We start from the raw sequence: 15,124 nt of genomic DNA on the forward strand, positions 1-15,124 counted from the left end.
AAATAAACTTTTTCGGCAAATTTCCTCCTGCAGTTCAAATTGAGGAATAGGCCATCAATTTTTTTTAAACAACTTAACTTTTTAACAAAATGAAAAATAAATTTTATCAAATTTATATGTTCTCCCTATTGTCGATTTTTGCTTTTTCATCTTGTGATGATAGTGACGAACCGGAAATTGTAGAGCTGGAAGTACAAACAGCCGAGGATATTCCTGCGAATCCGGACGGAGCAAATGGAGCTCCACCAAGTTATACTTTTTATGACCTTGACGAAGGAATTATTTTGGCAAAATCCGATTCTAATTCAACCAAATGGGATTTGGCATTTTCTAAAACAACTATCCTTACCAATAGTGGTGTTTCCGGTCCTGGAAATGGGGGAGCAATGATTGTAGAAGGTATTTTTGAGGATATAAAAACAGTTCCGGAAACTGGTTTCAATACAGATACTGAAGAAAGTCTGGCTATCCCTACTGGTTCAGAAAATGGTTGGTATACTTACACCGGTCCAACTGGTAGTCCTGCTCACGCCATTTTACCTATTCCTGGCAAAGTGATTATGGTGAAAACCGGAGATGGAAAATACGCCAAGGTTGAGATTTTAAGTATTTATGAAGGAAATCCAGATACTTCAACTTCGGAATTTGAAGACCTCGCTACAAGGGCTACTTATGGTTATTATACTTTCAGGTATGTAGTCCAAACTGAGGCAAATACCAGTTTTTAGGGCAAAAGAATAATTATTCTTAGTGTCAAAATCTGAATATTAACCTGCAATGACTTTTGGGTTAATACAGATAGAAATATTCTTAAATAGTGGAACAAATCAATTTTGTAGATTGGGGTTCCACTATTTTTTATTTATTTAGAAGCCAACTTGGTACTATCATTAAAAAAGTCGTAATTGTTATAAAATAATATGAATGATTCTAGAAGAGGTTTTCTAAAAAAAGCGGCCCTACTAACCGGAGGAGCAGGAGTTTGGAATGTTTTACCTTTGTCAATTGAAAAAGCGCTGGCTATCTCTCCAGATCCCGGAACCACTTTTTACGATGCAGAACATGTTGTCATGTTGATGCAGGAAAACCGGTCTTTCGATCATTGTTTTGGAATGCTCAAAGGAGTCCGTGGATTCAATGACCCGAGAGCGATTTCATTGCCAGATCAAAACCCTGTATGGTTACAACCAGACAACAAAGGCAATCGGTTTGCTCCTTTTCGGCTTGACTTACAAAAAACAAAAGCAACCTGGATGGGAGATATCCCCCACTCCTGGGAAAATCAGGTAGATGCCAGGAATAATGGCAAATATAATGGCTGGATTGAGGCCAAAAGACCTGGTGAAAAAGAATTTGAACACGTTCCCCTGACTATGGGATATTATAGCCGTGAGGATATTCCTTTTTATTATGCCCTGGCCGATGCGTTTACCGTTTGTGACCAAAATTTCTGCGCTGCACTTACCGGAACAACTACAAACAGAAATTACTTCTGGACCGGGAAAACACATCAATCACCCACTGATAAGGCAAAGGTGAGAAATGGGGAAATGGGTTACAGCAATGAAGTGAACTGGCCTACTTTTCCCGAAAGACTCGAAGATCATGGCATTTCCTGGAAAGTTTACCAAAATGAAATTAGCCTTCCCACCAATGTAGAAGACAGTTCGCTGCTGGCAAATTTCACAGATAATAACCTGGAATGGTTTTCCCAGTTTGGGGTCCGCTTTAGTCCCGGGCATTATGAATATTTAATAAAACGACAAAAAGAACTTCCAAAAGAATTAAAAGTTCTCGAAAAAAAATTAGTAAAGGCTGGTTCTGATAAAGCAGAACTAACAAAAGAAATAGCCGCAAAAAAAGAGGACATTGCCCAGTTATCGGAATATCTCAAAAACTGGAATCCAGAGCAATATAAAAGGCTATCTGAACGGGAAAAAAAACTTCATCAAAAAGCCTTTACCACCAATATTGGAGATCCTGATTATCATAAGGTAGAAGAAATGGCTTTTACGGATAATGGCGAAGAACGGATTACCAAAGTGCCTAAAGGAGATATTTTACATCAATTTAGAAAAGACGTGAAGGAAGGAAATTTACCAACGGTCTCCTGGGTAGTGGCTCCTCAAAAATTTTCTGACCACCCAAGTGCACCCTGGTATGGCGCATGGTATGTTTCGGAGGTGATGGATATTTTAACCCAAAATCCTGAAGTATGGAAAAAAACTATTTTCATTCTCAATTATGATGAGAACGATGGATATTTCGATCATGTTCCGCCATTTGTAGCTCCTGATCCCAATGATTCAGATAATGGCAAGATATCTACAGGGCTGGATGTTACCGGGGAATTTGTGACCAAAGCAGATGAAATGAAAGAGGGTTTTAAAGAAAAAGATGCCCGAACCAGCCCTGTAGGATTAGGATACAGAGTGCCTTTGATTATAGCTTCTCCATGGTCTCGTGGGGGTTGGGTAAATTCAGAAGTTTGTGATATCACCTCAACCATTCAGTTTCTGGAAAATTTCCTTTCCAAAAAAACCGGAAAACCGGTGGAAGAACCCAATATAAGTTCCTGGAGAAGGGCCATTAGTGGGGATTTAACTTCCACCTTCAGGCCTTTTAACGGAGAAAAAATTGATCTTCCGGAATGGGTGGATAGAAATCAGCATGTCCAGAAAATTTACAATGCCCGTTTTAAGGAATTACCTGAAACATTTAAAACTTTAAATGAGGAGGAAGCCAGAGAAATTGGATTAGACCTTAAAAAATCATCAATTATGCCCCGGCAAGAACCTGGTACCAAGCCTTCCAATGCCCTTAAGTATGAACTTTATGTGGATGGAAAAATGAGTGAAGATGGTAAATATTTTAGTATCCGTTTTCAGGCGGCACAGCAAATTTTTGGTAAACAGGCACTTGGTGCGCCATTTAATGTTTATGCTCCCGGTAATTATTTAGATGCAAAGACAAATACTTTTGAACCGGTAAAAACCTGGGCATTTGCAGTAAAATCAGGGGATGAAATTGAATATCAATGGCCAATTGAAAATTTTGAAAATGGGCAATATCATTTGAGAGTTTATGGTCCTAATGGTTATTTTAGGGAATTTATTGGAGACAACCAGGGTCCTAAAATTGAAATCACCTGTAGCCCGGTAAAGAAAAATCAGACTTTTTCCCAAAGCTTAAATATCCAACTCAAAAACTTAGCTCAAACCAAACCTTTTAAACTAAATCTGGTAGAAACCTCTTATCAAAATCAGGAAAAGCAAATAGAAATTGCTCCTGAGGCAGTGGAATCTGTTTTGCTGGATACTTCTACAAGTGACGGGTGGTATGATTTCACCATTAAATCCCTTGAAAGTGAGTGCTTTAAGGTAAGTTATGCAGGAAGGTGGGAAACAGGTAAAGACAGTATTTCAGATCCTTTGATGGGTTGAAATTTTGGAGTGGCAATACCAAACTTAATCCTCAATTGGATTAGATAACAATAGGAAGAAATTCAGTGGGTCCTGGCCCACTGAATTTGATGCATTATGATTATACCCGAAAATTTATTACCCAATTCTGGTTCCATTTTCTACTTTTCTTTCCGGTTCAATTAAAGTCACTTCTTTATTTTCCCCAACACCACCCAAAACCAAACATTCACTCATGAAGTTAGCAATTTGTTTGGGTGGGAAATTCACCACGACTATCACCTGCTTTCCGATTAATTTTTCCGGATCATAAAGTTTGGTGATTTGTGCTGAAGTTTTTTTTGTGCCTAATTTCCCAAAATCTATAATCATTTTATAGGCCGGGTTTCTTACTTCCTTAAATTCTTCAGCAGAAATAATAGTACCTACTCTCATTTCTACTTTCATAAATTCGTCCCAGGTCAATCCCTTTTCCTCTTTTTGTTCCATTTCAATAATTCTATTTTTGATTAGTTTCTAAATTTTTGATTTATAAAATATTGTACAAGATGTTATAGAGGTTGCTTTTTAAGGTCTTTTGATGTGGCTAAGGCAATTACCCTACCCCTGTCCCCTACTGCATTATAAAAATGGTAAACAACTCCTTTCCACATTATTACCCAGGGTTTGTGGGCATATTGCTCGTCAAATTTTTCTGAAGGTGCTATTAAGTCCTCTCCTCCCCAATCGGTCCAGTTTATCAAATCGTAAGAGCAGGCAAATCGTTCAAAAGCACCGGGTTTCCAAAATGCTCCAAAATAAAACATAATATACAGGTCGTTGTATCTGGCGATTTGTGCATCTCCACAAATGCCTTTGCCTTTCGTAATCACAGGATCTTTCCCAAAACGTTTCCATGTGATCATATCATCCGACACGGCCATGGCAATACTTTCGTAATCTGCCGTATCACCTTTGGAATTATAATACATCACAAAAGGATGTCCGGTATGTCTTTCTTTATCGCGAATGACCAGGCTTTTGTAAATTGTTTTGTTTTCAAACCAACGAGCATCTTTATCTTCCGGAGACAACAAAGGAACATCATTTGTTTGCCATAACTCAGCTTTAGTTAAAGTGGAAGAATTTGCCATACCAATTTTTAAAGTGCCTGATTCATAACCAGCTGTATTGCCACCCAGGTAGGTCATCCAGTATTTGTTTTTGTATTTCTCCACAGCATAATCACTTCCCCAATCTGTGTTTACAAGGGAAACATATCCGGCTTTTTGGTTGGCATCCCAGGTATTTTCGGTAAAGGACAATAGCTTCCCTTTGGATTCCCAATTGAGCAAATCATTACTTTCCGCTAACCAAGTTTCATAACCCTGACCATCAAAAACAATATAGGTCATATACCAGGTATTATTATTTCGAAAAATAGTAGGTGAATCAACCATTTTGGTGGTATCAGGATGCTGGAAAATTACACCATATTTAAATGGTGTTTTAATCTCATGATAAACTTTCTCCATCTCCTCCTGTGACACTACCTTGTTTAATGAGGTACTTGTTTGATTACATCCTGACAATGACATTATACTTAATACCACTGCAACATTTAAAAATATCTTTTTCATCCTAAGGTATTCAGTTTTCCCATGATCGATTGGCCTAAAAATATTCGTTTTAAAAAACGGAATGGGCAATTATGATCTGTCCACCTCATTCCATTCTACATTTTGTATCAAATTTATCATTAGCCGCTGACTTTCCAATCTATAGACTAAATATTTCATGATCGGTGGAACATCAATCTGCCTTTAATTCAAAATGGTATGTTATTGTGACATCCCACACCAGTGCTTTAAAGTATCTGTCTCTGTCCTACTTCAATACTTCTCTGCGTGATTATTTTCCCGCTGAAATTTTTTTGTCATCTTGTATTCATCAAGGCCCTTTCCAAATCCGTTATCGATTACTTCAACTGTTTCAAAACCGTATCTCTTGAAAAGTTTTTCCATCAACTGTGTGGTATTGATGGAAACTGGAAAATATTTTCCCTCCCCTTTTATGTTGTCTTCAATTTTGTTAAAAAATTCATCTGAAAACTTAAGCAGGTTCTTGTGTCCAATCAAATTCCTTTCGAACATCACCCAGGCAATTCCATGCATATTTGATTTGGTATAATGTCCTCCTGAGCCAATTATTTTTCCATTTTCAATAACCACTAAATAATTTTCGTCAGCATAATTATCCAAAAAATCAATCAAATCCAGCGCATCACATTCCACAAAATATTTCGGGAAATTTGACCTGAATATTTCCAATATCCGAACTTTGTCCTTCGAATGATAACTTCTAAATTCCATCTATTATACTATAAGGAACCCTGCTAGCCTGAACGGATTAAAACTAGGAGAACAATTATAAAATTCTGCTGGCATATACATTTTATACACCTGTTTCCTGTTTTTATCTCTCGCTTTCAATTATTGGGATAAGGTATTTTAAAAGAATGTCGAAAGGTAATTTTCCCCTCCAGTTTCCATAGTTACTTCCGGTAAATGCAATTGCAGCATTGTACTCCTCTAATATCATCATGTATTGCCCTCCATTACCAGATGCAAATAATACTTCAGTTTTAATATTTTTGTATTGCAATAATTCACGGTACCAAAAATAGCCATATTTAGCTGTAGTGTATTTTGCATTTTCGGTTCTGGCAAAACGTACAAATGACATTTCTACATCAGTGTTGCATATAGTTGATTCATTTATCCAGTTTTGGCTTACAATTTCCTGTCCCTCCCAAATTCCATTGTTCAAAACCAATTGAGCAATCTTCCACATATCGATAGGTTTCATAAAGAAAGATCCTGCGGCATAGCCTCCGCCATTCGGAGTAACAAACCATTCATAACTTTCTATACCAAGTGGCTCAAATAGGTACTTTCTGGCAAAATCCTTCAAGTTCATTTTGCTGGTTCTTGAAATAATTATTCCCACAAGCTCCGGTTCCATAGACGTGTATGCCCAATTTAGTCCCGGTTCATGTCTAAGGGGAATATTAAGAATATACCCAAGCCAGTCATCTGTTTCCCACATCTCCGATTCGCAGTCAGGACCGATTTCAAAAAAACCTTCACAAGCCAATCCCGATTTCATTTCCAGCAGGTCTTTTACCCTAATTTTTCCTCTTGGATCATTTTTCCATTCCGTAATAAACTTATGGATTTCATCCTCCACTTTAAATAAACCCTGATCAATTGCAATACCAGCCAGCAGGCTGGTAATGGATTTGAATGAAGAACGGGTATCGTGCAAGTCCTCCCTTTTAGAACCGTTAAAATATTCCTCCAGCATTATTTTGTTATCACTGGCAACCACAATGGCATCGATATTTGGATAATCACCAGATTCAATACGCTTCTTAAGTTCAGTCAGTTGGTTTTGCATGGATTGCTGACCTTTACAACCCGCACTAAAGCATAAAAATGGAATTATCAACATAAAAGGAATTGCCCTCATAGTGTTTTTTATTTTTTAGGTTATGGTGCATGTAGAACGGTCAGCTTTAATTCTCGCAGCACTACCAAAATATACTCACAAAGGCCATCACCTTCCCATTATGCGCTCTTTTCAATTTATACATTAATTTTCTTTTGCCCTGAAATTACGTATTCGTAAACTTTACAAATGGTATCCAATGAATATTCCCTATCAATTAAAGGCTTAAATTTTTCTTTTTCCTTTATTAAAGGTTTACACCTTCCAAATGTACTTTTCCCACCGTAACAAATATGAAGTCATACTTATTGGTATCTTTTTAAGTAAAGAACCATGCCTGGAAATATCCTTTTTTACAAACTACCTCTAATTATATTATATTGATATCCTTGAGTGGTAAATAAGATATTCAGCTGTACATTTAGTTATTAATATTTCTCATACAAAATTTCAAGATCTAACATAACCCAGTTACTAGTATTAAAATCATAATATTCTTTAGAAATAGAAATTTTTAAATGCTTATCATCAATTACTGTTAAATCGCTATTAATTTTTACTTCCTTGTTGCTTTCCACATTGTTGATATATGATTCTTCTACAAAGCTGTTTTCCATTAAAGAAAATGAATTGTCTTTAAACTGGTAGGTAGTAGAAAAACCATAATCCAAAAACTCCACCCAGCCTTCAGGGCTGCCAGGGTATTGAAAAGATATCCAGGTTTTCGGGAAGAAGAATGAAATTAATTTAGTTGAATTTAATTGGTTTTCATGAGGCCTTATTTCCAAATCATTAAAGTCGAATGAGTTGATCTCATTTATTAGTTCTTTTGAAGTTACCTTATCATTATTTAAATCAACTGCTATGTTTGATTTAAAAGAAATGGTTTTATAATTCCCGGTGTATTGCTCAAACTCATCATTAATAGGATCCTTGTCATCACAACCAAATATCATTAGGAAAGTAATTAAAATACTAATAACAGATTTCATAACAATAATTTTTGTCTACAATTACAGGTTACATTTGAATAAAAAATTTAAAACCTAGCCTTTTTCCTGTACTAAATTTTAATTTTCCCTAATCTAATAAATTTTCATTTTATTTTAGAACATGTTAAAATTTTAACTGTTTCACTGCAAACGCCCATTTATGAAACCTCGCTTGAAAACCTAAATTTTAAATACGCTCTTAGCATTTTTTATATATCAATATTGTAAGTGTCTATTTCTTCAAAAGATAAGGGTCTCTTCCTGCGTATAGGAACTATGACCTTCCCTGGGTAACATCCTTTTCCATTCTACTTTTTTTAAGCCCTGGTAGGATCATTTGGAAACCTGTCGAGGGCATCTATGGTACCATCCCCATCAGAGTCCCGCTCTTTTTCCCCACCGTACAACAATTGGAAACCTATGGCCAGGTATACATCAAAAATTAATTCATCAAATGTTGCAGAGGGACCAATGGCTACCTGTACATTGGTAAAAGTACTGTTGGGCAAGCTCTCAACATTGGTGGTATTGGCAGCTATTAAAGCGGTAAATCCGTCAGCAGTAATAAGGATATTGGAAAAACTTTGTATTATTCCTGGAGTAGTGTTTACACTTCCTTCATTCACACATACAGTGGTTACATTATTGGACAAACCCAGGTTTTGCTTCATCTGTGTAATTTCAAAATCCCTTAGTTGTCTTGCTCCTACAAAGCCATTTACAGGCGTACTAAACCACCGCCATAAGCCATTTCCATCCTGCCTTACCAGGTTTACTCCTACTGTGCCAGGACCTCTTAAGGCTACGGGATTCCATCCAACCGGATAGTTAAAACCCAATAAAGGAAAATCGGGATGAGAAAAAGTACCTCCTATATTATTTACCACGGGAGGTAAACCATTGGGCAAATCGGTGCGGGGAATGCCGTTTGAAATATCCCAATATATGGCCTTTGGTCCTACTACTTCATTGCAAAGCTGGGAGTTGGCGGTTTGTACGTTGGGGTTGACATCATCATCTCCGCAGCTGCTGATAAATAAGAAAAGGAGTAAAAATTTATAAAAAACAGAGAGACAAGATTTTATTTTTTTTTCTTTTAACATGGCAGTAAATGGTAAGATTGAGTAATTGAATTAAATACAAGCTATTTGTTGATAGTAAAAGCCTTCAAAAAGTCATCAAGTAAATACAAGTTTTTTTCAACTACTCATAACCCGGTCAACATCATGAGCCTAACATTTCATGAGCGACAATTCTATTCATCTGCCTGGAGGGGGGTATTGCATTTTAAATGCTCAAAAAGTGAAGGACGCAATACAACTTTGCTCAAACAAAGACAATGAAATACTCAGGTGACTCAAAAAAATAAGCACAAATAAACAGCTTATAGCGCCTCTCAATAGTTATTTTGAAAAAAAATATTTTTTTTTGATGACCTTTCATTTCGACCTGCGATACAAGAGTAAATCAATTAATAAAACTTTTTTACCATGAAACTAATCACTCTTTTATCGCTCATCTCAATTGTTTATTCAACAGCTTCTTGTGGTCAATCTGAATCATATCAGGAAAGTCCTTATGAAAATGAAGCCTACCAGGAAACTATGTATCAGGAAGGCCTGAATAATGGTGCTTACAATGAAGCTAACCCCACATCAAATACTTTTAACTCAAGTAATACCATGCAAAATAATAGTATCAATCCCGGATCAGATAATTTAATCTGGCACTCCATTAAAAATCCTAAAACAGGAATGGAAAGTAGTAAAATGCTTTTACCTGCCAATTGGCAAAATACAGGGAGAGGATTTAAATCTCCGGAAGGAGCGGAAACAATTCAGGTAGGACTGCAAACATACAATATGCAACCCAACTGGATAAGATCTATTGATGGGGTAATTCAACAACATGTTATGCCTGCCATACAAAAAGTAGGTGGCCAGGTGACCAATCAGTATCGACTTCCGGAAATAATTGCTATGGACCAAAAAATGTATAGCATGTACTGGCAGGCTATGCCTTGCAGAAATACACATGATGCTATTGGAATTGAGTTTGATTTGCCATCAGAAGGAAAGAAATCTATGATTATATTACACTTTACCTTAACGGAATCTCAATATGGCAGCATGTCCATGTGCTATGGAGACCAATTGACTACCAAATCACAAAATTATAATAAAGACAAAAAGGTATTTGTAAATTCTTTGGCTAACATCAGAGTGAATCCTCAGTTTGTAGCTGCCCATAACCAAAGGGAAAAGCAAAAGTCTCAAGTTGCCTGGAGCAACCACAATCAGAAAATGAGAAACAACCAGGCGAACTTTGATGCCTGGAATAAAAATCATGTAAACACTTATAATGAAATTAACCGCATGTCTATGGAAACATACAGGAATAATAGTAATTCTTCAAATAGAATGCAGGAACAATATGTCAATGGTATTTGGGAACAGCAAGATGTAACCAATCCATATACTGGAGAAGGAGTAAAAGTAGAATCGGGCTATAACCAATACTATATGAATAGCAATAACGAATACATTGGTACTGATGACTATTTTTATAACCCTAACCAGGACCCTAATATGAACAATACAGAGTGGCAACAAACAGAGTGGTAAAAAACTATAACCTGTGAACAACACATCCTGCTGGCTTTTTAGCCAGCAGGAATGTTTTGGATTTTAAAGGTGATAAAACTAAATTGGAATGCTGTTTTTTTCTTCCACTAATTAGTTTTATTCGTGACAAATAAGGAAATATTTGAAGGTATTGCCCGGAAAGATAACCAAACATTTTTGTACCTCTACAAACAATATAAAGATCGCATTATCCATATGGTACGGAAAAATAGTGGTGCTGAAGATGAAGCTTTAGATATTTTCCAGGAAGGGATAATTGCACTATGGTCAAATATTGTTCAGGGAAAATTTCAATTACAGGCGGATACTCAAATTGGGACTTATCTTTTTGCCTTATGCCGCAATATTTGGATAAGCAAACTGAGGAAGAGGAAAATTGTGAAAGATATAGATGAAGAAGTAGGCATAGCGGATGCTGCCCAACTCGATGCCATGGAAGAGGAATATGAGCAAATCAATGAACTGACTCTGGTTATCAAACAGTTAGGAGATGCCTGCCAAAAATTATTACACTTATTTTACTATAAAAAAAGCTCTCTCAAAGAAATTGCTCATGAAATGGGCTTTACTGAAAAAACAGCCAAAAACAACAAATATCGCTGCATGCAAAACCTCAAAGAACTCTATAAAAAGAGAAATTTAGCACTATGAATCCACAACTAATAGAAAAAATTGAAGCTTACCTGGATGGAGGGCTTACCCGTGAGCAGCTGGAAAGTCAGGTAAGTGAAGAAGAACGCCCTACATTAGATGAAGAAATTGCGTGGTTAAGAAAAAGCAAACTGGCAGTGGAAGCCATTGGACTTCGCCAACAGCTTCAAGATACTTTATCCGATACGTCATCACACCAACAAGAAACTAAAGTAATTTCCATAAAACCCGAGCGCAGTAATCGCTCATGGTATTGGGCTGCTGCTTCACTCACTTTAGCTGTAGCCGCATTTATAGGACTTTATTTCAATAGCCAGCCTAACCTTTATGAAGCCCATTTGTATCAGGACCCTGGTTTGCCCATTTTGATGAGCCAATCAGAAAAGTATGAATTGTATGATGCCATGTCTTATTTCAGTGAAGGAAACTATGAAATGGCTGTAGAGAAGTTTCGTGCTCTGGAAGAAGCCTCCGGAAGTACAGATACAATTACTTATTACCTGGGCACAAGTTTATTGTATCAGGAAAATACAACGGAAGCCTTTGCCTATTTATCAAAAATTCAAAATACAACTGCATCTTCATTTAAAGAAAAAGCAGATTGGTTACTGGTACTGGCTTATCTAAAGAACGAGCAACCCGATCAGGTAAAATTAGGCTTGAAAGACATTTTATCAGATTCTAAGCATGCATTTTATAGTCAGGCCCAAAAGCTTTCTCAGGAAATAGAATAAAAAAATTAAAAACTCAAAGGGCTAAATAATTAATAGTAAACTGTAACACAATGAAAATTAGCCATCCAAATAAACTCAGCATCACAGCCCTGTTTTTGTTTATTTGTTTTTCCCAGCTTTGTGCACAATCCCCAACACAATTGCTGGAGCTGGGCAAAAGAAGTTATCAGTTCGATAAACTCGATTCTGCTAATGATTACTACTCCCGGGCCTATCAGCAAAAAGACTCCAATATCAAATTGAAAGCGGTAACCGGCTTATTGAATGTGGCACTCCTTCGGTCGGATTTGGCTGTAGCAGATTCATTGGTAAAATTGGGGGAAGGACTTATTGAACCAACATCAGAAAAAGAAGCCATTTACCCTTTTGAGATTATAAAAGGAGAATATTACACCAAAAAATCCGAATTGGATAAAGCTCTGGCTCAACACCTTTCTGTAGCACAGAAAAGCAAAAATTGGGAAGAAGGAAAGGTTATTCTTGCAGATGCACTTTTTTACGCGGCCCTGAGTTTTGAAAGGCTGGCCCAATACGATTCAGGAATTGTTTATATTGAAAAAGCCTATCAGTTCTATCAGGAAAACCTGGACACTTCTTCTGTGCGGTTTACCGAAATTTACAATGGCCTGGGCAATTGTTATTACAGAGCCAACGATTTTCAAAAATCAAAAAGTTTTTATTTAAAATCGAAAAAAGTATGTGAGGAAAAATTAGGGCCCATATCAAGCGATCTGGCAGTTTGCCTAAGTAATCTTTCCAATATATCGAGAGCAGAAGAAAACTACCAGGAAGCCATCACCTACACCGAGCAAGCATTTAAAATTCATCGCGCTTTAGATAACCAAAAAGGCATAGCCAGTGCTTATTATGCCCTGGGGGTTTACTATTATTTTCTTGGGGATTATGGCAGAACCAAAGATTACATGGAAGCTTGTATTGCGTTGCGAAATAAACTTTACCATCCCAATCACTACGCACTAATTAATCCCTTAGAAGTGTTGGGCATTGCACTGGAAGAGTCAGGGAATTATGACCAAACCCTGTTTTACCTTAAGAAAGTACGACCTATTATTGTTTCCAATTATGGGGCAGGCAGCCTGCAGGAAGGCTTGAATAGCGAAAACATGGCCATCTGTTTTCAGCAAATTGGCACACTGGATTCTTCATGGCATTATATTCAAATCTCCAACAAAATTCTTTCTGAAAAATTAGATAAAAATGCCTACCAGTTAGCCACACACCACTATACACTGGCAGATATTTTACAAGAAAAAGGAAATTTGAAAGAAGCAAAAGAAAGTATCTACACCTCAAACCGGATCTATGAACAGCTGGGAATGGCTCAGTCTTCAGAGTATGCTCAAAATATCACCCTATTAGCTCTACTCGCAGCTGAGGAAAAGGATTGGCAAAGCGGAGATGCCTATTTTGCTAAAGCCCTTAGCTTAATAAAAGGAACAGAAAAGGATACCTCAACGGTTATGATGCCCAATAATTTAGTGGTGCTTAATGAATATATCAGCTATTTATATCAACAATATCAGGCTATAGGAAATGATAGTATTTTAACAAGCCTTCAAGCTTACTCCAATAAATATATCACCATTTCCGAAAATTTAAGAAAACAGTTTATTGACCCTTATACCAAAAGCATCCTCATAAAAGACAACACCCAATTATTCAATAAACTAATTGGTATTTATCATCAGTTGTATGCCCAAACCAAGGAAAGCAAGTATTTACACTCAGCATACAAATTTTCTGAATATGGACGGGCTGCATTATTGCGCGATATGCAGGATGAAAAAATCCAGTCTTTTGCGGGTATTCCGGATTCCATCATTCAACAAGAAAAGTTGTTAAAACAACAAGTAAGTGACCTGAACCAGCAACTTATTGAAAACACAGCTTCCAATGACCTCAAACAACAATTACTGGAGGCTAAAGAAGCTCTGAATAAACACATCACTCACTTGGCAGAAGCCTACCCTGCCTATCATCAGCTCAAGTTCAACAACACAATTCCTTCATTACAAGAAATACAATCTTTCTTAAAAAAGGGAGAAAGTCTGGTAGAATATATGCAGGATGATACAGCTTATTATGCGCTTCTTGTTAACTCAGAAAAGGTCGAATTTAAATATTTGGGTGACCAAAATAAGATTGATGCGACTATTGCTCATTGGAAAAGTGCACTCATTCAGCAGGATGAAATGAAAATTAGAACTCATGGCCATTCGCTGCATCAGTATTTATGGAAACCTATTGAGTCTGTTCTGAATGGAGAAAAAGTAGTTGTAGTTCCTACCGGCCCTATATTTTACCTCAACCTGGAAACCCTCTCCAAATCCGCCAGCGATGATGATTTTTTGATTTATGATTACAACATCAGTTACGCACTTTCTTTCAATACTTATTTTGCAGAAGATACCGATACCAAAAAAGGAACTATCATTTCCATTGCACCGGGTTTTGAAGAAGAACTCAAAACCGCTTACCAACAAAATATTGACACATTGGATGAGGTAGATGAATCCTACCTGCAAACAGTAAGACAGCCCTGGACAGTGAAACTAGCCAATACCTTGCAGGATAAATTTGAAAATACCGCTTATGTGGGCTTACAGGCAACCGAAAGCAATGTGAAAAAAAATATAAACAAAGCGGGAGTTTTGTATTTCGGTACACATGCCATTACCAATGCGGTTGACCCGCTTCGCTCCAAATTGGTATTGGCAAAAGAAGTAGGCAGACAAAATGAAGATGGTTATTTGCATGCTTATGAATTATTTGGTTTGCAATTAAATGCAGAATTGGCAGTACTCAATGCCTGTGAAAGTGGCCTGGGGGGAATAAAAAAAGGAGAGGGAATGATTTCCCTGGCCTACAGCATGCAATATGCAGGTTGCCCAAGCACAGTGATGTCTCTTTGGAAAGTAGATGAAAAAGTAAATACGCAAATTACAGAAGCATTTTTTGAGCAACTTGCTGCAGGCAAAACCAAAAGTGAAGCTTTGAGAACAGCCAAATTAACTTATTTGAATTCCGCCAAAGGCGCCCTTAAAAATCCATTTTATTGGGGAGGAATGGTATTAATGGGAAAAGATAATACCCTGGAAATACAGGAAAATAACATACTCTGGTCTGCCCTACTCCTATTGGTAGTGGTTTTAGCGGCTGGCGCTTTATTT

The 15,124-nt window shown here is 37.0% G+C and carries 12 protein-coding genes; 6 read left to right on the forward strand and 6 right to left on the reverse strand.

All coding sequences use genetic code 11. The features are described 5' to 3' along the window. Positions 1 to 89 precede the first annotated feature (89 nt). Both A3EM_RS0135155 and A3EM_RS0135160 read left to right on the forward strand, forming a co-directional pair. Positions 90 to 728: an HmuY family protein gene (locus A3EM_RS0135155; protein WP_020532952.1), complete on the forward strand. Its 639-nt coding sequence runs from the start codon at positions 90 to 92 to the stop codon at positions 726 to 728. 192 nt (positions 729 to 920) lie between these two features. Then, entirely contained in the window at positions 921 to 3,443 is a 2,523-nt protein-coding gene (locus A3EM_RS0135160) for a phosphocholine-specific phospholipase C (RefSeq protein WP_020532953.1), read from the forward strand. Between the two features lie 117 nt (positions 3,444 to 3,560). On the opposite strand, the gene A3EM_RS0135165 is transcribed toward A3EM_RS0135160, so the two are convergent. The 6 genes from A3EM_RS0135165 to A3EM_RS0135190 form a co-directional block, all read right to left on the reverse strand. Continuing rightward, a complete protein-coding gene (locus A3EM_RS0135165) occupies positions 3,561 to 3,911 on the reverse strand; it encodes a tRNA-binding protein (RefSeq protein ID WP_020532954.1) in 351 nt (116 codons plus the stop codon). Between the two features lie 62 nt (positions 3,912 to 3,973). Further along, the gene (locus A3EM_RS0135170) at positions 3,974 to 5,041 is read right to left on the reverse strand and encodes a glycoside hydrolase family protein (RefSeq protein ID WP_026210779.1); all 1,068 of its coding nucleotides are present in this window, start codon (positions 5,039 to 5,041) and stop codon (positions 3,974 to 3,976) included. A 252-nt stretch (positions 5,042 to 5,293) separates the two neighbouring features. Then, entirely contained in the window at positions 5,294 to 5,773 is a 480-nt protein-coding gene (locus A3EM_RS0135175; RefSeq protein ID WP_020532956.1) for a GNAT family N-acetyltransferase, read from the reverse strand. Between the two features lie 103 nt (positions 5,774 to 5,876). After that, positions 5,877 to 6,932 (reverse strand): serine hydrolase domain-containing protein, encoded by a 1,056-nt coding sequence (locus A3EM_RS0135180; protein ID WP_083925366.1) that lies wholly within the window; start codon positions 6,930 to 6,932, stop codon positions 5,877 to 5,879. A gap of 407 nt (positions 6,933 to 7,339) precedes the next feature. Continuing rightward, a complete protein-coding gene (locus A3EM_RS0135185) occupies positions 7,340 to 7,903 on the reverse strand; it encodes a hypothetical protein (RefSeq protein ID WP_026210780.1) in 564 nt (187 codons plus the stop codon). A 317-nt stretch (positions 7,904 to 8,220) separates the two neighbouring features. Then, positions 8,221 to 9,006 carry a hypothetical protein gene (locus tag A3EM_RS0135190; RefSeq protein WP_020532959.1) on the reverse strand — a complete coding sequence of 262 codons (786 nt, stop codon included), beginning with the start codon at positions 9,004 to 9,006 and terminating at the stop codon, positions 8,221 to 8,223. A gap of 387 nt (positions 9,007 to 9,393) precedes the next feature. Between A3EM_RS0135190 and A3EM_RS0135195 the strand changes: the two genes are divergently transcribed. From A3EM_RS0135195 to A3EM_RS0135210, 4 genes are all read left to right on the forward strand, one after another. Next, positions 9,394 to 10,527: a hypothetical protein gene (locus tag A3EM_RS0135195; RefSeq protein WP_020532960.1), complete on the forward strand. Its 1,134-nt coding sequence runs from the start codon at positions 9,394 to 9,396 to the stop codon at positions 10,525 to 10,527. A gap of 123 nt (positions 10,528 to 10,650) precedes the next feature. Beyond that, positions 10,651 to 11,199: an RNA polymerase sigma factor gene (locus A3EM_RS0135200; RefSeq protein ID WP_020532961.1), complete on the forward strand. Its 549-nt coding sequence runs from the start codon at positions 10,651 to 10,653 to the stop codon at positions 11,197 to 11,199. Further along, complete coding sequence (locus A3EM_RS0135205) at positions 11,196 to 11,933, forward strand: tetratricopeptide repeat protein (RefSeq protein WP_020532962.1); 738 nt, start codon at positions 11,196 to 11,198, stop codon at positions 11,931 to 11,933. Before A3EM_RS0135200 ends, A3EM_RS0135205 begins: the two co-directional genes overlap by 4 nt. Before the next feature lie 50 nt (positions 11,934 to 11,983). Then, on the forward strand, positions 11,984 to 15,124 hold a 3,141-nt coding region (locus A3EM_RS0135210; RefSeq protein WP_026210781.1), incomplete at its 3' end, for a CHAT domain-containing protein.

This window comes from Flexithrix dorotheae DSM 6795, from assembly GCF_000379765.1.
Taxonomy (GTDB): domain Bacteria; phylum Bacteroidota; class Bacteroidia; order Cytophagales; family Flammeovirgaceae; genus Flexithrix; species Flexithrix dorotheae.

What these genes read in the sequence shown, in the direction of transcription:
- A3EM_RS0135160 (WP_020532953.1), top strand. Translation starts at nt 921, where the DNA reads ATGAATGATTCTAGAAGAGGTTTTCTAAAAAAAGCGGCCCTACTAACC.
- A3EM_RS0135175 (WP_020532956.1), bottom strand. Translation starts at nt 5,773, where the DNA reads ATGGAATTTAGAAGTTATCATTCGAAGGACAAAGTTCGGATATTGGAA.
- A3EM_RS0135165 (WP_020532954.1), bottom strand. Translation starts at nt 3,911, where the DNA reads ATGGAACAAAAAGAGGAAAAGGGATTGACCTGGGACGAATTTATGAAA.
- A3EM_RS0135180 (WP_083925366.1), bottom strand. Translation starts at nt 6,932, where the DNA reads ATGAGGGCAATTCCTTTTATGTTGATAATTCCATTTTTATGCTTTAGT.
- A3EM_RS0135185 (WP_026210780.1), bottom strand. Translation starts at nt 7,903, where the DNA reads ATGAAATCTGTTATTAGTATTTTAATTACTTTCCTAATGATATTTGGT.
- A3EM_RS0135190 (WP_020532959.1), bottom strand. Translation starts at nt 9,006, where the DNA reads ATGTTAAAAGAAAAAAAAATAAAATCTTGTCTCTCTGTTTTTTATAAA.
- A3EM_RS0135155 (WP_020532952.1), top strand. Translation starts at nt 90, where the DNA reads ATGAAAAATAAATTTTATCAAATTTATATGTTCTCCCTATTGTCGATT.
- A3EM_RS0135205 (WP_020532962.1), top strand. Translation starts at nt 11,196, where the DNA reads ATGAATCCACAACTAATAGAAAAAATTGAAGCTTACCTGGATGGAGGG.
- A3EM_RS0135170 (WP_026210779.1), bottom strand. Translation starts at nt 5,041, where the DNA reads ATGAAAAAGATATTTTTAAATGTTGCAGTGGTATTAAGTATAATGTCA.
- A3EM_RS0135195 (WP_020532960.1), top strand. Translation starts at nt 9,394, where the DNA reads ATGAAACTAATCACTCTTTTATCGCTCATCTCAATTGTTTATTCAACA.